The sequence below is a fragment of the Pasteuria penetrans genome (genome assembly GCF_900538055.1).
GTDB lineage: Bacteria > Bacillota > Bacilli > Thermoactinomycetales > Thermoactinomycetaceae > Pasteuria > Pasteuria penetrans.
In genome coordinates this window covers 1-17,330 of the sequence record NZ_UZAC03000001.1, presented here as the reverse complement: position 1 = coordinate 17,330, position 17,330 = coordinate 1, and the positions used below count along the sequence as shown (strand labels likewise).

The window sequence follows — 17,330 nt, the reverse complement described above, 5'->3', positions numbered from 1 at the left end:
TCACCATGGGATATGAGGTCTACTTGTTTCCAAAGGGTTTGCTCCCTTTAGCGGATCTTAGGGGTGTTCTCCGAGATATTCAAGGGAAAGCTTTGCCCTTCCCTTTTTTCCCCTTGGATGTTTTTTTTCCTTTATGGTAATACCGAAAGGGGTTATCCTGGGGATGTTGCTTATGGATTAGGAATGCATTTTGCTTACCATTCCGGTAGGCAATTCCTTGTTCGGATTGCCCCCGGAGGACTGCGGGACCCAATGGGTGTAGGGCATGAAATCAGCGGGGGTAAGTCCATGGATACCTATGATGATATAGACAAAATTGGACATAGTGGATAGTACGAAGATTGGTGATCATGAAAGGGGAAAATAAAAATATATTATAAATTTAAGTATAATTATGAATAAAAGCGGGTAGATTATGGTACCGGTTGACGAATTGGGGTGCAAGGGGAAAGGGATCGTTACAAGACTCATAAGGGAACAAACGGGTTATGAATTATCAATGTGGGGGTACTATACAAAAAATGAGGATGGATCTTGCTCCGTACCTTCACAGGGACGATGTTGAAATGTTCCATTGTGGTTGGATCCAAAACAGGGGGTTTTTGAACCGCTCGATGCCGCTGATGATCCCCCCTTCCGTAAGAATGGTATATGTTGAGAAAGGATATTTTTTTTCTAAATTTTTATTTACAAGTGGGATTAGATAGGGTAGAGTGTGTACGTTGGTTCATTGGGTAGCAATACCATTTGTTCCCTATATTTTTTATGATTGAAGTCAACAAGTTGGTAGTCCGTCGTTACTTTCTCTGATACCGTTGTTTGAGGGTGTATTGAGGGGTACATACAGGGGTAAAAGTTATGTATAAAGAGAGAAAAGGATAGAATTCGTTTTTTATTTTATCTTTATATGTTTATAAAATATAAATATATTTTGGTACTTCAGGTTCCGGAAGGGCCCTTTTTTGGTGCGGTAAACCTTTCAAAAAAATCCTCGGGGGGATTCTTCGGGGGACCTACGCGTGTGATTTCGGGTGAAACCGTTGTAAATTCTCTGCTTTTGAGCCCTACAAGGCAGGTGCACTGCGGATATAACCTAATTTATATTCAGTTCTTACTATATTTCGATTCACAGGGAGAAGGTTTAGAAATGGGTAACAAGTATGCTTTTGCTACATTTTCTATTTTCCCCGTGTTATTGGGATTTCCCTATGGGTCTACAGCTTTCCCTTCGGGGGAACCAGCTTTGTCTGATATCCGGGATTTGTTGTTGCTACACAGGGATACGGCATTGCACAGGGAGGACGACCCCGAACATGGTGAACCTGGGGGGGCGAGATCTCGTATCAGGAGGGGCAATAGAGGGAGTTCTGGAAGATCGGATTCAAGCAGTAATCGCACTAGAGACCCCCTATCGCCCACAGAAGGTGTTTCCTTCATGGATGGTGTTTCCCCCATGGATGGTGTTTCCTCCATGGATGGTGTTTCCTCCATGGACGGTGTTTCCCCCCCGGAGGGTACCTCTCCCGCAACTCTCCGACGGGGGGATTCCAGTAGTTTTTCCGGTTCTTCGTTGGGGGTCCAAGGTCAAGATTCATGGATAGAAAAGGCATTGGATGTGATGGAGATGATTCCGCCCGGTAATTATGGGAGGGGTCCGGATGTTGTTCATCAAGTTCTTATAGACAAGCTTAAGGAGATAGGAGTGTTGTGGCCCGATTTTGTAGATCAGTTAGCGAGACGGGCATCTTGGGTACCCCAGTCTTTTTTCAAGCATTTCAAGGACCACCTGCAGAGGATGAGACCGGAGGATTACCGTAGGGTACCCCTAGAGCATGTGAAGAGTCTACCCCCAGATCAATGGGTGCATTATACTGTTCCTCAGCTACGGGCGTTGGGGGATGATATAGGGAGAATGGGGGGAGAGTCCGCTCTTGCTGGACTAGGATCCAGGATATTAGAATTAGAGGATTCCCAAATCAGATCGTTGGGATTTGGAGTTGTGGGGGCGAATGCGACATTTGTTCCCGGACACGGTTTTGCCCTTGAGGACCTAAGTCTCTTGGACCATTTAGTCGCCGGTGGTAGGCTTGGGTGGATTACGGTTGATGATGTTTCATCCATACCTGAGCGTTATTTTTGGTTTTCTTACGATACAGATCATAATGAATTCATTTCCTCTGCTAATTCTGTATTGAGATCTTTATCGCTTTCCCAGTTCGAGGGGTTGTCGGATTCGCAGTTGCGTCGCATAAGGGGTGCCCGTCTGAATCAGCTACTAGCGTCTGCGCAAATTTCGGATGAGGATGATTTCGGAAGGCTCTGGAAGACGGTCCGTCCCGAGGGGATACGGGATATCCTAGTAGATGATAGGATAAATTTTATGAGGAGATATGATTGGAGAGATCCCCATGATGTGGAATCACTTACGAGGCGCGCGGTGAGGAGGTTGACTGACGAGGATTTTTTGAAGTTGCAGGATCGACTCAGCGAGGAACAAAAGGGATGGAGGATTTTAGGGGGGTAGAAAATATTTTATAAAATAGAATATAGTGTGATCTGACATAATATATAAGAGGGGGTGCAACAGACCCCTTTCCCTTTACGTTTATAAGTATCACTACCCCCAACCCTGTTTATGGATACGAACATAACAATCCCCAAACCGGGGTACTTCCCTGGTAGAGTCTTCCACACTCGCTTACGCCCACTACGGGACCTGAGAAGGCAGCATTCCTGACCCATAAATTCCTATTGCATGTATATGGGGATAAGAGCAGTAGGAATAAAAGTATAACTAATAAAATACTGTATAAAATTTATTTAAATAGAAAATGTATCTTTGTCGTTAGACCAATCTCGTAGGGGAGGAAGGGGTCTCTACCCTTCAAGTGATTTTTTCGGAATGGGTGGGGTATTCATTCTACGGACCCCACTTTTTTCATGGGATCCTGGTGGGAATTGTCCTAGATTCTTTTGGCGAGACCCTTGGAATGTTAAAATATGATGTTTTTTCATAATGGGTATAAAGAGGGAGAAGGAGATCATCCTAGGTTCATTTTATCCTTTATATTTATATATAAATATATTTTGGCAATTCAGATTCCGAAAGAGTCTTGGGGAGGGGCAGTAACCCCCCCTCAAAATCCCCAACTAGGGACCCTCGGGAAAATCTGCGCACACGATCGGACACAGCCGTTATCAATTTTCTGCTTTTGAACCCTGTAGTGTAAGGTGAGATATAACTCAATTTATGTCCAGTGGTTACTATACTTTGGAGTATAGGGGGAAGTTTTAAAAATGAATAATAAGTATGCCTCTGTTGTATTTTCTATTACTTCCGCGTTATGGGGATTTTCCCATGAATTCACGGTTTCCTCTGGGGAGGAAACAGCCTTGTCTGGCGTTCAGGATCCTTCATCTTCTGATTTGTCATTGCCACCCAGGGATATGTTGTTACACAGGGGGGATGACCCCGAACATGGTGAACTTGGGGGAGCAAGGTCTCGTACCAAGAGAGGCAAGGGAAGGGGTTCTGGAAGATCGGATGTAAGCGGTAATCATACCTGGGATAGAGGTACAGAGTCCCTATCCCCCACAGAAGGTGTTTCTCCCATGGATGGTGTTTCCCCCATGGATGGTGTTTCTCCCATGGATGGTGTTTCTCCCATGGAGGGTACCTCCTCTGCAAGCTTTCGACGGGGAGATTCCAGTAGTTCCTCCGGTCTTTCTTCGGGGGTTCAGGACCAGGATTCATTGATAGAGCGGGCGTTGGATATGATGGAGAAGATTCCGCCTGATCGATACAGGGAGGGTCCGGATGTCGTTCATCAAGTCCTTAGAGACAAGCTTAAGGAGAGGGGAGTGTTATCGCCCGATCTTGTAGATCAGTTAGCGCAACAGGCACCGTGGGTACCCCAATCCTTCCTCAGGTATTTCAAGGATCACTTGCAAAAGATGACACCGGGGGATTACCGTAAGGTACCACTAAGGTATGTGAGAAACACCCCCCCGGATCAATGGGTGCATTATACTATCCCCCAGCTACGGGCGTTGGGAGATGATATAGGGAGAATGGGGAGGGAATTCGCTCTCTCTGAACTGGGATTTAGGATAGCGGAATTGGGGGAATCCCAAATCAAGGCGTTGGGGTTCGGGGTTGAGGAGGCGAGTTCGATGTTGTCGTACCAACCCATATCCGATGACATGATCGTGGTATCCAGTCTTTTGGAATATCTGGTAGAGAAAGGGAAACTTGGGTGGATTGCGGTTGATGATGTTTCCCTGATACCTAATCTTTATTTTCGTCTTCGGCGCAATCTGGATTATATTGAAAACATTTCCTTTAATAATTTTGTATTGAGAAATCTGTCACTTTCCCAGTTTGAGGGATTATCGGATTTGCAATTGTATAATATAAAAGAATTTTATTTGAATGAGATGCCGCTCGTCCCGGAGAGGATGGAGGAATTAGACGTGATCAGCAGGCTCCGGAAGATGTACAATTACGAGGGGATACGGAATATCCTAATAGATGATAGGATAGATTTTATGAGGAAACGTAATTGGGGTGGCCCCTACGATGTGCAGTCACTTACGAAGCGTGCGGTGAAGAGGTTGACCGAGGAGGATTTTTTGGAATTACGGGATCGACTCAGCGAGGAACAAAAGGGGTGGCGGTTTCCAGAGGGGTAGAGGGCGGTTCAACCCCCGGTTTTTGGTCCACCACGGTCCAATAGTTCAACATCTTCCCTGTGGGGGTGCGGAGCAGGATCAATCCCCATTTTTTATATAGTAACTCCTGTCGAGTAGGGCTGGCATCTCAGCCAACCCTCTCACAGAACCACACGTAATACTCTCGCATTATGCGGCTCTTATTGCCCCATCTTTGCTTCTAATACGTGCCAGTGGGCGGAACAGGTCCCCCGTACTTTCCTCGTATATACTGGATCCACCTACGAGCCTTTCGCCTGCTACCGAGCTTCTCTTTCGCCCGTCTGCTTGTCGACACAATCACTTGATCCAAGAAAAGATATTTTTCCTTTATTTCCGACAATATAACCTTCTGATCTTTTTCACTAAGAAGTTCTAATAGGTTACAAATTATTGTTTCTCCGTTTTTTGCAATACATTTTTTAATGTTTTTATCATATAATGATCGACTAAACCCTTTCGTAATCCCTATAATATATCTTATCATTTTATTTCCATTTATAACATTTATTAATTCTCTTTCACTTTGTAAATTCCAAATAGCCATAACGAAACAGCACAATATCGACATACGGTGATCGATCACACGGGTACGGCTTGACTTCTCCTCATTCGGGAGACCGTAGACCGTGGTAGCTAATGTCTGCAGCATAAGCAGTCGGTTTTTTTAGGCTCTTGGCCAAACTTCGGACCCGGAATATCCTTGGGCGGTTTTTTCCTAATTCTGGATTGCAAGGATGAATTAGATGGGGCCCACTCTTCCCCATAATTAGTTTGTTTATTCAGTTTATTGTACACGAGCCCATGCCGAAGAGCATTTGTCTCTATTAATTTATAAAATAAATAGAAAAAAAGTATGTGCTTTTTTCTATTATGTATCCAAAATTATTGAATGAATTTTTATTTTATTTTATGTGTATTAAACACTATATTAATATTATGAAACATTACGGCAATTTACCCCCTGATCGTTTTCCAGGTGGCTATTGCCTATTAGGCCCCCTGGTATAATAGGTCCAGGTGGGTATAATAGGAGCTGGTCCCCGTAAGGGGTGAACACGAAAATGGCACGGAGAAAATTTTCGTTGGAATTCAAGCAGAGGGCAATTGAACAGGTCAGGGGTGGGCAACATGTTGTCCAGGTATCTAGACAGCACGATCTTGCTGTTAGCACGATTAACCGTTGGATAAAGGAGGACAGGGAGGGTGTATTAGCCAGCTCATTCTCCTCCTCAAAAGGTCATCGTACGATGGATTCTTCGTCCCTCCGGTCTCTGCAGAAGGAGATTGATGATTTAAAGAGACTCCTGGGCAGTAAAGAATTGGAAATTAGTCGATGGAGGGAGAGAATGGGAGGGAAATGAAGAAAAAACGCTATGATATGAAACTAAAGAAGAAAATAGTTGAGGAAGCTCTACGTAGCGATAACATGTCTGAGATTGCTCGCAGACACGGACTCGCCCCTAGAACCGTTCGGGGTTGGGTAAAGCAGTACGAGGTGAAGGGGGATCTCTGGAAAAAAACCAGGGATAGTGCAAAAAGGGTTTCCGCGAACGAACAAGATGTCTATTAGGCCCCCTGGTATAATAGGTCCAGGTGGGTACAATGGGAGCTGGTCCCCGTAAGGGGTGAACACGGAAATAGCACGGAGAAAATTTTCGTTGGAATTCAAGCAGAGGGCAATTGAAGGGTCTTGGCCGCATATCGGACCTGAGGGTTCAGTCTCGGGAGTGGGGATGGGTAACTCACCCTCTATCAGTGAATAAGGGGTTGTCGGTATGAAAACAGAACTGGTGCTGGTGCCGTTAAAAAGGTTCACAATTGTTTCCTGAGGTTCGAATAAAAATGGAAAGTGGGCTTTTGCGGATTCATAAAAATAACTACATAAACTTTTATGAAATCATACTATCTATAGAAGCTCGGTTCCCTAATTATGGTTAGGTTACCGATATTATAATAATATTCCGAACATATAGTCAAAATAGGATATGACCCTACCTTCCTTACGTACATTCGAAACAACTTTATATGTATTACCTGAAAAATACCCTCAAAGAAACTTGAAGACCATCTGTTATTCCTATACAATCCTCTTTATACCCACTATAAAGGGAGGTTGATAACAGATGGTCTCAGGGTATTGTACCATAGAACAGTCGAACTTGGAAGGGATAGAGGAATGGATTGAATGCTTCGCGGATAAGTGGCGCTGGTGTTCCACCAAGGAAGAAATTAAACTTGCAACCCTTTGCGAGTATTACGCGAAACATGCTTCATGGTACAAGGAAACATATGCCGATTATCATAATACTATCGGTCAACCCTGCAAGGATATCCTTTTTACCATAATCCTGGAGTCCATTAAAGAAACCTTTGGGTGGACAGACAGGGAATTGATCGAACGTATTCCACGGGAAGGAAGGTTTTTTGAAGCTCTGGGGGGCAAAAAAGGAAAGCCCCTTATAGGTAGGAGAACATTATACGAAGGCAGAAAACGGTTGTTGGCATACGAGGAGAAAACAAAATGAGGGGTGCGAACAGCCCCCTCCTATTTACGTCTATAAGTATTACTACCCAAAAAAATGTTTATTGATATCGATATTTTGTAATAATATTTATAGAAATAAAATATACATATAGTTTATTAAGATGAACATAACAATCTAAAATCAAGGTACCTTCTTGGTACAACCGTCAATGTAATTGGAAATTGCTGCTCATTGGAATTATCCAGTTCATCCCAGGGTTTTTCTTCCTTATTATGTAAAATATTACCATCATAGTGCGTACCGGGATGTTCTGATAGTTTTTTGAAAATTTTAAATTATTAGATCGGTGCCCCCTTCAGGAAATCTGCTGGTAAAAACGTCTACCCGGGGACTTTCTTATGTTTATGTTATTCTTTTTCTGAATCATACTATCAAAACATATAGTCATCATATATGAGACAATTAGCATGAATGCCTGATTATATGACGTTGGTCTATGTTTATCTAGCCCCATTGTATGCTTTAGTATTGTGAAACAATGCTCTCCTGATGAACGTTTTTTCATTAACTCCTTACATCCCTTTGTTTGTAGTCGATAAAAATTCTCCTTTCGCAGTGGACTGGTGATGGAGTTCGGTGTTTTGGCTCTTCTCTTATTATATCCAGCCAGTAATTTCAAACCGTGTTGTTTACATAATTCGAACAGATCATGTACGTCGTAAGCACTGTCTGCTACTAGGCCCCTACATCCTAAGGTTGATATCTCGGGGATCAGTAAACAGGACGCTTCAACCTCGCCTAAATTTGCGGGGCCCATGGCCAATACCAACGGTATTCTGCCGTCCATGGTTGCCACCACGGTTACTCCTATTCCCCTGTGAAAGCCCTTATAGTTCCGAAGGGTGGCCGTATCTTTCGCCCGTCTGCTTGTCGACACAATCACTTGATCCAAGAAAAGATATTTTTCCTTTATTTCCGACAATATAACCTTCTGATCTTCTTCACTAAGAAGTTCTAATAGGTTAAAAATTATTGTTTCTCCGTTTCTTGCAATACATTTTTTAATGTTTTTATCATATAATGATCGACTAAACCCTTTCGTAATCCCTATAATATCTCTTATCATTTTATTTCCATTTATAATATTTATTAATTCCCTTTCACTTTGTAAATTCCAAATAGCCATAACGAAACAGCACAATATCGACACATGGTGATCGATCACACGGGTACGGCTTGACTTCTCCTCATTCGGGAAACCGTAGACCGTGGTAGCTAATGTCTGCAGCATAAGCAGTCGGCTTTTTTCTTCTGCCCCTATGCCCTCATGATCTTCCCAAGGCTGTTCTGAAAGATTGGGTTTCTTTTTCCTCACCTGTTCTCTTCTCTTTTTGCTTTCTAATTTCCCATGAAGATCTGGAAAATTACTTATATCGTCTATGGGATAGGACATCTATATCTACTCCCTTATTTTCATAGATATATTTTTTCAAATTATAACAAAAGAGTAATCGTATGTATAGGGTAATAAGTAAAAATTTATTATATTACATATATTTTACAATAATGGACACAGCGATCCGCTCGGGGAGATACCTCAAGAGGGATTTTTTGCATTTTCCATAACTGAAAATTAGTACTATTTAGTTTCATGGGAAAAAGGCCCCCAATTCGTTTACGCCAACTGTGGGGCCGGAGAGAGCAACATTCTTGACATATAAATTCATATTGCATATATAAAGAAACAATCAATATGAATAAAAATAGAATGATATAATAAAATACTATATAAACTTTATTTAAATAAAAATGTATATCCCTTTCGTTAGCCACCCTCAAAATGCAATGTTACACGGGACTCCTTTCAGCACTTCACCACCTTCCAAAAGTCAATAGTAGGTATGACATCCACCTGCCGTAGAATGGATAGCACGCTAATCAACAGCAACATAAGGAAATTGACCCGTAATGACGTGATCTATCTGGTGGCAAAAAATGTGGTTTGTATCTCGGCTGAACTCCTGATTCCCCTCCCCGCGGAGTGGGGGGTTTTTCTGGAGAAGGGGTGCAAACTAACAGACATCGATAGTCGGCAATCATTGGGCTATCAGCCTCCCCTTCCCCCCAAAAAAGGAGCAACAGCAAGGGATCATAGGACTGCAGAGCTAATTGGGGTTTGCTTGGCTGTAAGGGAACAGGTCTCCCACTATGACAACATCAGATCAACCAAGGAGTATGCATTGCTGGAAAGGGTGATCTGGGAACAAACTGAGGAGGATGAACAAGGAAATCTCAGGATGCTCTCCAAGGTGCGTTCTGGTAGTCTACAAAGCCCTTATGATCCTGATGCTCAGTACAGGAAGAAGAACAAACAGGAATGTTGGGGATATTCCGGACAAATCGTAGAGGATCGTGATGGAGAGAAGGGAGTAAGCCTAATTTCCTTCTTTGATATGAAAGGTTCCCTTCATCCAGATACGGCCTTTGCGAAGGAGTACATAGAAACATGGGTTCCCCATGATGGAATGCGGTTGTGTGCCGATGGGGGGTACTACAGCCATGAGATAAGCGAACTTGCCCAATCAAAGGGTATTTCGCTATGCTTCACCAATATGACGGGCCGAAGGGAGAACCCCGATAAATTGAGGGCAAGCACGTTTGTGCGAGACAAAAGAACAAAGGAAATTACACGGTGCGTGGCAAACAAGGAACCCGAGAACAGCCAGTACAAACCAGGGAGAAAACCAGGGAGCGGGACCAGTGTGGCTTATTTCAACGGGGAGGATTGCAAGAAGTGCCCCTTTGCGGATCAGTGCATTGGCAAACTCAACAAAACAGGGGGAAGAACCATAAGATTAACCGACCGAACGTACTCGGCGGCGGAGCAAAGAGATCAATTGGAGGAGACAAAATATAGGGAAGCAGGGAACAGTCGTGCGGCCATTGAGGGCGTTTGCTCCGCACTAAAAAATGCTTACGGAGCTCGCCGACTTAAGGTGCGTGGTGAACGAAGAGCTAGGTTGACAATGTTCGCAAAGTGTGTAGCGTATAACACATCTCAAGTCTCCGAATATATAGTAAAATTTATAAGAATAAGAAGGAGAGAAGTCATATCGTGATGAGCATATCTAATAATTTAAAAAATTCATAAAATAATCGGAACTATAGGCCGGTCTATTTGGCGTGCCAAGGTGTGCGGAATAGGGCATTCATTTCCGCGCTCATGGGTTCAAAAACCGAGTTTCCATGGTTATAGTAGAAATCCAACCATAATCGTTACGTTTCACACATATCCAGTCCAAAACATTCATACTATTCAATTTTTTATTTACATTACAAATTATCCATACATATTATACAGAAGTAATTCATTAACTAATAGCAATCAATATATATCATTTTGAAATATAATTAATATCGGAAAAAACCAAATCAACTGACTTTTAATTCCAGCACCAGCACCAGAACTAAATTTCCCGAGGTCCCCTTTTTCGGACGAAGTGAAAATCATGAAAATAGAGAAATTAGGAACTACAAAATTAGATATAAAATGAGTTATATCCTAGAGTCCATTGCCAACCGTTCATTCCCGGGAATCAGGTATTCCTGTGAGGATTCGGGAAACCTGGGACCCCCACCCAACTCATCCTTACAATCCAGGATTAGGAAAAAACCACCCAAGGATATTTCAGGTCCGAAGTTTGGCCAAGAGTCAATTTGCCGAGCAATGTGCCGCCAAACCTCTGAAGAGGGGGGGGGAAGGGTCCTGCGCACCACGGATCAGTCCTACTCAACGGCGGAACAACGAGACAAAATGGAGCAACCGGGGTACAAAGAGAAGGGGAATCGTCGCGCAGCTGTGGAGGGGGTTTGTTCTTCTATGAAGAATCGTTTTCAGGCCGCCAAAATAGAAGGTGCGTGGTAAGATGAGGGTGGCACGGGCCATGATGGCAAAAGGATCTGCTTATAATTTATCCCAGGCCGTTCGTTATCTTCAAAAGGAGATCAGGAAGAGAAGGATAAGATCAACCATAACTACATAGAGTTTAATATATAATACTATTTAAATAAAAAATAAAATTCGACTTTATGTCGGGTTTCTTTGGTGTGCGCAAAAGGGGCGAGATAGGAACCGGTTCTTATGATCCCACGGTGATTTCGGTGGTTCAAAAAAAAATAACCGATCGTACAAAATTTTCAGGTGCAATCCCCCAGAAAGGGGTATTTTTCCACCCCCAAGCACTTACGCCGGAAATACTCAAACAGACTATTTCTATACTCATTAACAATATAAACATTTCTATAACATATCATTTAACATAAAAAAATATTCTAATAAGTTTTATATCTTTTTTCGCGGTAGCACCTTAATTAGGAAAAAACTGCCCAAGGATATTCCGAGTCCGAAGTTTGGCCAAGAGACGCGGTTTGTAACCTGCTACCTATCAGCCGGTTACGAAGGGCCGAGCAACCTTCATCTCTTGAACGACTTCTTGACACACACCCTATACCGCAGAATAAGAAAAATGAAAATACATAATTATTTGCATGGCCGGTAACCATAGGGTACAATTTTCACCATACCCTCTGAAGAAGGAGGATGATCGGGTAATGAGGGACTCCCCCATACTTTGGTTTCCACCACAAAGGAAAAACGTAGCCGTAGGTACCCTGATAAGATTTTTTATACTAGCTTTTTCGTTCCAAACCATGATGCTGTTTCACTCCTACCTCTACGGTACGGACCTAGTATCCATCCGTCTGTTTCTACCTGATGGGAATCCTTGGCATGTTGTGGAACTTAGTCTTTTTTTTTCCTATTTGTGACTGTTTTTAGAGTCTTGGCTATATTCGACACATTCCATGATTACTTTCTCTATGTAACGGATCGTGTTTTTTGGTTGCATCACTATCGACAGCAGTGCTCCCGAATGGTCCAACAAAAGGGTGTACCCAAATGGAGTTGGTATGTCTTACGTTGGTTAGGACTGGGTTGGTTTTTGCTGACAATGGCCGTATTTTTGTGGATATGGGAATCTTCCTTAGTGTTGACGTTGGGGGTTGCGGGGTGGGTTACCATTCTCAAATGGCAAATCCATTGCGAAAACCGTTGGTGCGGAAAAGAAAGCCAGAATAAAACAGATCCACGTTTTGTAAATATAAGTCTATTTCTGTTCCTCTGTTACCCTTTGCCCTTGCATTTATATCAAATATTGTTTGAATATTTCGATATTAGTAATGAAGACTTCAGTCCCACCTTATACTCCTTTCTTTGTCTGATTTATATACAACTAATCTTCCCCGTTTGGTTTCACTTGCTCTTGGGCAAGCGGGCTATTTTTACAGAATATGGTATAAAGAGTCGTTATCATAAAAACAATAAAGGGGATCCATCTATGTTCCTCGGGGGGCTGATCTACTACGATGATTTTGGTGGAATGTTGGAGTCCATAAGACATCCTAAGTTTAAAATAAAGAAAATTATGGTCAGGACATTTATCACAATTTCCATTATCATAATTTCCTTTCTGTTTATTCTTGTATTAATATTTAAGTAAATAATAAAATTTAAAATATTTTATGAAAATATATTTTAAATAAAAACTGTAGATATCGAGTGGCAGCATCCGGACGGGTGTGTGCATCTTTCGGAGGGGATTTTTAGTCCCGCTTTTTTGCCTCCTTGGGTTACCTTTTGGCAGCATCCCGTTGGGGGTGTGAATTTCTGAACAAGGTTTTTGGGGGAGGATTTCCCCCCATTTGAGGTGCTTCCTCCATGGACTACTATATAAAATAAATTTACTATATTAAAATATAAAACGTGTCGAGTAGGTCTGGCATCTCAGCCAACCCTCTCACAGAACCACACGTAATACTCTCGCATTATGCGGCTCTTATTGCCCCATCTTTGCTTCTAATACGTGCCAGTGGGCGAAACAGGTCCCCGTACTTTCCTCGTATATACTGGATCCGCCTTCGAGCCTTTCGCCTGCTACCGAGCTTCTTGTACTTCTTTCTGTCGAGTAGACCCGGCATTTCAGCCGAGTCCCTCACAGAACTGGACGTGATACTCTCGCATCATCCAGCTCTTCCCATTCCATCCCAATCTTCAGACCCTTTGGGTCCTACTTCAATTATGGGGATGTTGCTCCGAGGTTCCAGTGATCTCCTCCAGTGGATTTCCACTAAAGTTGTCGTTTGATCTCCTCCAGCGGATCTCCCGCTAAAGTTCTCATCTAACTGTCCTCCGCAGGATGAGTCAGTCCCTTCGCTCCACTTCCATTACAGAAGCTTCCACACTACTATGAGCTGATCCGACTTCGTGCACGGGGAACCTCAGTTGTCCTCGGTCTTTCCATCTGGCGGCAGCCAGACGCCGTACGACGATCTCTCAAGTTCCGATCAAGAGCCTAAATCGGGTTCATCCGCCTATACACCGCATGCCACCAGGGGGCAGTAGATAGGTCATCCCCCACGGTTCATCCCGACGTTAGGACCCCACATCGGTTTTGACATGAACTAGCCTTTTTGATGCGTCTTCGAACGGTTCGCTTTCGCTGATCTCCCCGATTCCCACCTGACAGGGTCATGCCCTGCCTTTTCCTAGATCGCTCACAACCAGGGCACTTTACCCCAGCTATCTATTAGGCCCCCTGGTATAATAGGTCCAGGTGGGTATAATGGGAGCTGGTCCCCGTAAGGGGTGAACACGGAAATGGCACGGAGAAAATTTTCGTTAGAATTCAAGCAGAGGGCAATTGAACAGGTCAGGGGTGGGCAACATGTTGTCCAGGTATCTAGACAGCACGATCTTGCTGTTAGCACGATTAACCGTTGGATAAAGGAGGACAGGGAGGGTGTATTAGCCAGCTCATTCTCCTCCTCAAAAGGTCATCGTACGATGGATTCTTCGTCCCTCCGGTCTCTGCAGAAGGAGATTGATGATTTAAAGAGACTCCTGGGCAGTAAAGAATTGGAAATTAGTCGATGGAGGGAGAGAATGGGAGGGAAATGAAGAAAAAACGCTATGATATGAAACTAAAGAAGAAAATAGTTGAGGAAGCTCTACGTAGCGATAACATGTCTGAGATTGCTCGCAGACACGGACTCGCCCCTAGAACCGTTCGGGGTTGGGTAAAGCAGTACGAGGTGAAGGGGGATCTCTGGAAAAAAACCAGGGATAGTGCAAAAAGGGTTTCCGCGAACGAACAAGATGTTTCATATAAAACAATTATGAAATTGAGGGAGAAAATTTGCCAATTGGAGAAAGAGATGAAAAAACAAAAAGAGGGGGATCAACTTAGGATTGCGATCTTAGAGGACCTTATAAAAAAGCTGGATCTCTGCCCCCAGGATCGGATTGAGGTGGCAGAGTGCTGGATGAGACAGGGGTATTCTCAAAACAGGACCTTAGATATTGTCCATATATCGAAGTCCGTTTATCAAAAATATAGGAGGAATAAGAAAACGATTCTGAAAAACGATGGGCAAAAAATAGTTCGTATGCATCATAAAAGAGAAAAGAAGAAAGGAAACATCCCTGGATATGCCTTGGATGGGCAGGGGAAAAAAATAAGTTTGATGCCTATGGTTATCGAAAACTCGCATACAAACTGAGAAAAAAGGAGGATATTATTGTCAATCACAATAAGATGTATCGCCTCTGTAAGGAGGAGGGACTTCTCCGTTATCGGGGAGGAGGCGTCGTTCCTCCCCGCCTGCCCACAGAGCCTATGAACGACACATAACGGCCCCTAACCAGCTCTGGGAGATGGACATCCAGCATGAGCGGACTTCCCAATGGTACTCCAGTTTTCGTTCTGAGCATCCTCGATGTTTTTGATAGGGTTGTTGTCTTCTCTGACAGCTACCTATCCTGTAAATCAAGGGATGTAGTGAAGGCAGTTCAAACGGCCCTGGATCAATATGCTGAAAATGGAGAGGATAAGCCCGTACTACGGACAGACAATGGTTCGCAATTCATTAGTCATGAATTCTATGGTTTCGTTGGGGCGGAAGAAATCCATCATGAACGAATACCTAATAAATCACCCAATCATAATGCGCATATTGAATCCTACCATAGTATTGTAAAAAGTGATCTCTATGACAGGTTTGAGTTTCGCAATTTTGAGGAATTCCATAAGGAACATGTTGCGTTCGTAAGGCATGACAACGAGGAGTACTGTCATGGAAGCTTGGGGTATTTGACACCACACGAATACAGGAAAATCATAAAGGACCCCCGAAACCAGGGTCTAATCAGGGCTGTTAAGGTTATATAAATTTCTCACTCCAATTGCATAATCTACCCTAATAAGATCGAATTTTGATAAATATAATAATACATTTTTTTGATAAATATAATAATACATTTTTTATTATATTTTATAATGTTAGTATACGGTGTCTTTAATTGCGTTTAAAAATCCCGATTTCAGGCCAATTTCATCTATTTTTTATAATTTACCTACTTAATTTTAGGTAATAAATGTTAATGAGATTTGTTTTATTATTTACGATTTGTTTTTTACAACAGATAACAAATGGGGTCATTGGTTTCGATCAAAAATTAGTGGTTGAATGATAATCCATAAATACAAGTCTGTTTCGTTCCGAAATAGGCTGCTTTTCCCAGCGGGGCCGAGGGATGTCCGTTAGGGCATCCCAGGTGAAGGCCCCCCCGGGCTTACCTAGCACCTACCCTTTGGATCGCTTTTTTCGGTTTTGGGTGTATCGAAAAGTTGGCTCGGGATGCACTATAAATTACATTTTGCCTACGGTTTCGGGGGGCAATTTCCTACTTTGGATTACTTTCAGAAAACCGGACCTGATGAGAACGAATGGAGCTAGAGTCGGGGGTTATATGAAGCAATATCATAAAAATGGTTTATAAATTCGGGAATCATTACGAAGAAAATGGGGCATCGGCTTGCTTTGTGTCGCACAAGACGGATGGTAGGGCTATTTTGCCATGGTGGGTTGAAAATAGGGGGTTGACCCGCTATTTGCAGCCATCCCCGGGGGATGCGGAAGTCCGATCCTGAGGAGATAAGGAACATCCTGGTAGATGATAGGATGAATTTTATGGGGAGAGAGGTTTTTATGATGTGGGATCACCTACGAGGCGCGCGGTAAAGGGGTTGACTGAGGAGGATTTTTTGGGATTACGGAATTGACCCAGCATGGAATGGCTCTTGGCCAAACTTCGGACCTAGAATATCCTTGGGCTTTTTTTCCTAATTCTGGATTGTAAGGATGAATTAGGTGGGTGTCCCAGGTTTCCCGAATTCTCGCAGGAACACCTAATTCCCAGAGATGGACGGTTGGCAATGGATTCTAGGATATAACTCATTTTATCTGATTTTGTGGTTTCTCATTTCTCTATTTTCACGATGTTCACTTCGTCCGAAAAAGGGGGCCTTGGGAAATTTAGTTCTGTTTTCATATCGACAACCCCTTATTCCCCGATAGGGGGTGAGTTGCCCATGATTATAACACATAAAACTTTAAATTTTATAAAAATAATGTATATGTCCTACTGTGTTCCCGCAAGAATACCTTGGAATACAGTGAGAGAGAATCCAAATCTAGGCAGACATAAACACAGAAACTTACCACGATACATTCGATCTATCGAACCATGGTTCAACCCCCACCCCTGAGACTGAACCCCAGGTCCGAAGTTTGGCCAAGGTCCCATGGAATAAAGGGGGTGGCGATTTTCAGATAGGTAGAGGATATGTTATAAAATAGAGCAAAATATAGTATGATCCGTTGTAAATACATAGGAGGGGCGAATAGCCTCCCCCATTGGCTAGTTCATCACGTCTACGTCCTCTTGGCATTGAAAATTTCTTTGGTTTGTATCGCATAGGATTATATACCCAATCGCTTTGACCGCTTGCCTTGCCGATATTCCTATTTTTTTAAATATTTTTAAAAGATCCAAAGGATCGTTCTTTATACACCCGCTCCCCTAATTATAAAAAATTATATAAAAAACATTTTAGATTAGGCTCCTTTGATCCATTGGATATCTGTGGGGGGATCATTGATATGGTGTTGTGATGGACATTTCGTGGAGTTGATTGGGTAAGTCAACCCGAATGTTCGTTTTACCCTTCGTAC

General features: G+C 42.9%; 17 protein-coding genes. 14 read left to right on the top strand and 3 right to left on the bottom strand.

Annotated features, from left to right (window positions below):
* The first annotated feature begins 63 nt into the window (after window positions 1-63).
* The 3 genes from PPRES148_RS00085 (at window position 64) to PPRES148_RS00075 (ending at window position 4,692) form a co-directional block, all read left to right on the top strand.
* The gene (locus PPRES148_RS00085) at window positions 64-333 is read left to right on the top strand and encodes a hypothetical protein (RefSeq protein ID WP_149452664.1); all 270 of its coding nucleotides are present in this window, start codon (window positions 64-66) and stop codon (window positions 331-333) included.
* Window positions 334-1,147: 814 nt separating this feature from the next.
* On the top strand, window positions 1,148-2,524 hold the full coding sequence (locus PPRES148_RS00080) for a hypothetical protein (RefSeq protein WP_149452663.1): 1,377 nt from the start codon (window positions 1,148-1,150) through the stop codon (window positions 2,522-2,524).
* A 773-nt stretch (window positions 2,525-3,297) separates the two neighbouring features.
* Window positions 3,298-4,692, top strand: coding sequence for a hypothetical protein (locus tag PPRES148_RS00075; protein WP_149452662.1), 1,395 nt, complete (start codon window positions 3,298-3,300; stop codon window positions 4,690-4,692).
* 199 nt (window positions 4,693-4,891) lie between these two features.
* On the opposite strand, the gene PPRES148_RS00070 is transcribed toward PPRES148_RS00075, so the two are convergent.
* Window positions 4,892-5,362: a hypothetical protein gene (locus PPRES148_RS00070; protein ID WP_149452661.1), complete on the bottom strand. Its 471-nt coding sequence runs from the start codon at window positions 5,360-5,362 to the stop codon at window positions 4,892-4,894.
* A gap of 412 nt (window positions 5,363-5,774) precedes the next feature.
* Here PPRES148_RS00070 and PPRES148_RS00065 point away from each other — a divergent pair, with 412 nt between their 5' ends.
* The 3 genes from PPRES148_RS00065 (at window position 5,775) to PPRES148_RS00055 (ending at window position 7,238) form a co-directional block, all read left to right on the top strand.
* Window positions 5,775-6,074: a transposase gene (locus PPRES148_RS00065; protein ID WP_149452652.1), complete on the top strand. Its 300-nt coding sequence runs from the start codon at window positions 5,775-5,777 to the stop codon at window positions 6,072-6,074.
* Window positions 6,071-6,283, top strand: coding sequence for a helix-turn-helix domain-containing protein (locus PPRES148_RS00060; RefSeq protein ID WP_187820245.1), 213 nt, complete (start codon window positions 6,071-6,073; stop codon window positions 6,281-6,283). The genes PPRES148_RS00065 and PPRES148_RS00060 overlap by 4 nt, the downstream gene beginning before the upstream one ends.
* Window positions 6,284-6,836: 553 nt before the next feature.
* Window positions 6,837-7,238, top strand: coding sequence for a hypothetical protein (locus PPRES148_RS00055; protein WP_149452659.1), 402 nt, complete (start codon window positions 6,837-6,839; stop codon window positions 7,236-7,238).
* Window positions 7,239-7,554: 316 nt separating this feature from the next.
* Here the strand turns inward: PPRES148_RS00055 and PPRES148_RS00050 are convergent, their stop codons facing one another.
* Window positions 7,555-8,652, bottom strand: a complete 1,098-nt coding sequence (locus PPRES148_RS00050) for a transposase (protein ID WP_149452658.1) — start codon at window positions 8,650-8,652, stop codon at window positions 7,555-7,557.
* A gap of 448 nt (window positions 8,653-9,100) precedes the next feature.
* Between PPRES148_RS00050 and PPRES148_RS00045 the strand changes: the two genes are divergently transcribed.
* The 4 genes from PPRES148_RS00045 to PPRES148_RS00025 all read left to right on the top strand — a co-directional run bounded on the left by PPRES148_RS00045 (window position 9,101) and on the right by PPRES148_RS00025 (window position 12,757).
* Window positions 9,101-10,318, top strand: coding sequence for a transposase (locus tag PPRES148_RS00045; RefSeq protein WP_149452657.1), 1,218 nt, complete (start codon window positions 9,101-9,103; stop codon window positions 10,316-10,318).
* Window positions 10,319-10,926: 608 nt separating this feature from the next.
* The gene (locus PPRES148_RS00040) at window positions 10,927-11,124 is read left to right on the top strand and encodes a hypothetical protein (RefSeq protein WP_149452656.1); all 198 of its coding nucleotides are present in this window, start codon (window positions 10,927-10,929) and stop codon (window positions 11,122-11,124) included.
* 686 nt (window positions 11,125-11,810) lie between these two features.
* Window positions 11,811-12,026: a hypothetical protein gene (locus PPRES148_RS00030; protein ID WP_149452654.1), complete on the top strand. Its 216-nt coding sequence runs from the start codon at window positions 11,811-11,813 to the stop codon at window positions 12,024-12,026.
* A gap of 14 nt (window positions 12,027-12,040) precedes the next feature.
* Entirely contained in the window at window positions 12,041-12,757 is a 717-nt protein-coding gene (locus tag PPRES148_RS00025; protein ID WP_149452653.1) for a hypothetical protein, read from the top strand.
* A gap of 325 nt (window positions 12,758-13,082) precedes the next feature.
* Here the strand turns inward: PPRES148_RS00025 and PPRES148_RS10185 are convergent, their stop codons facing one another.
* Window positions 13,083-13,253, bottom strand: coding sequence for a hypothetical protein (locus PPRES148_RS10185; protein ID WP_187820243.1), 171 nt, complete (start codon window positions 13,251-13,253; stop codon window positions 13,083-13,085).
* Window positions 13,254-13,914: 661 nt separating this feature from the next.
* Between PPRES148_RS10185 and PPRES148_RS00020 the strand changes: the two genes are divergently transcribed.
* The 4 genes from PPRES148_RS00020 to PPRES148_RS00005 are packed head-to-tail and all read left to right on the top strand — an operon-like array spanning window position 13,915 to window position 15,484.
* Complete coding sequence (locus PPRES148_RS00020) at window positions 13,915-14,214, top strand: transposase (protein WP_149452652.1); 300 nt, start codon at window positions 13,915-13,917, stop codon at window positions 14,212-14,214.
* Window positions 14,211-14,816 carry a helix-turn-helix domain-containing protein gene (locus tag PPRES148_RS00015; RefSeq protein ID WP_187820242.1) on the top strand — a complete coding sequence of 202 codons (606 nt, stop codon included), beginning with the start codon at window positions 14,211-14,213 and terminating at the stop codon, window positions 14,814-14,816. The genes PPRES148_RS00020 and PPRES148_RS00015 overlap by 4 nt, the downstream gene beginning before the upstream one ends.
* The gene (locus PPRES148_RS13145; protein ID WP_149454154.1) at window positions 14,744-14,947 is read left to right on the top strand and encodes a helix-turn-helix domain-containing protein; all 204 of its coding nucleotides are present in this window, start codon (window positions 14,744-14,746) and stop codon (window positions 14,945-14,947) included. The genes PPRES148_RS00015 and PPRES148_RS13145 overlap by 73 nt, the downstream gene beginning before the upstream one ends.
* Window positions 14,948-14,983: 36 nt before the next feature.
* On the top strand, window positions 14,984-15,484 hold the full coding sequence (locus PPRES148_RS00005; RefSeq protein WP_149452650.1) for an integrase core domain-containing protein: 501 nt from the start codon (window positions 14,984-14,986) through the stop codon (window positions 15,482-15,484).
* Window positions 15,485-17,330: the final 1,846 nt, after the last annotated feature.

Coding starts and splice junctions, on each gene's coding strand:
- PPRES148_RS00080 (WP_149452663.1), top strand. CDS start 1,148: ATGGGTAACAAGTATGCTTTTGCTACATTTTCTATTTTCCCCGTGTTA.
- PPRES148_RS00075 (WP_149452662.1), top strand. CDS start 3,298: ATGAATAATAAGTATGCCTCTGTTGTATTTTCTATTACTTCCGCGTTA.
- PPRES148_RS00070 (WP_149452661.1), bottom strand. CDS start 5,362: ATGCTGCAGACATTAGCTACCACGGTCTACGGTCTCCCGAATGAGGAG.
- PPRES148_RS00065 (WP_149452652.1), top strand. CDS start 5,775: ATGGCACGGAGAAAATTTTCGTTGGAATTCAAGCAGAGGGCAATTGAA.
- PPRES148_RS00060 (WP_187820245.1), top strand. CDS start 6,071: ATGAAGAAAAAACGCTATGATATGAAACTAAAGAAGAAAATAGTTGAG.
- PPRES148_RS00055 (WP_149452659.1), top strand. CDS start 6,837: ATGGTCTCAGGGTATTGTACCATAGAACAGTCGAACTTGGAAGGGATA.
- PPRES148_RS00050 (WP_149452658.1), bottom strand. CDS start 8,652: ATGTCCTATCCCATAGACGATATAAGTAATTTTCCAGATCTTCATGGG.
- PPRES148_RS00045 (WP_149452657.1), top strand. CDS start 9,101: ATGACATCCACCTGCCGTAGAATGGATAGCACGCTAATCAACAGCAAC.
- PPRES148_RS00040 (WP_149452656.1), top strand. CDS start 10,927: ATGTGCCGCCAAACCTCTGAAGAGGGGGGGGGAAGGGTCCTGCGCACC.
- PPRES148_RS00030 (WP_149452654.1), top strand. CDS start 11,811: ATGAGGGACTCCCCCATACTTTGGTTTCCACCACAAAGGAAAAACGTA.
- PPRES148_RS00020 (WP_149452652.1), top strand. CDS start 13,915: ATGGCACGGAGAAAATTTTCGTTAGAATTCAAGCAGAGGGCAATTGAA.
- PPRES148_RS00015 (WP_187820242.1), top strand. CDS start 14,211: ATGAAGAAAAAACGCTATGATATGAAACTAAAGAAGAAAATAGTTGAG.
- PPRES148_RS00005 (WP_149452650.1), top strand. CDS start 14,984: ATGAGCGGACTTCCCAATGGTACTCCAGTTTTCGTTCTGAGCATCCTC.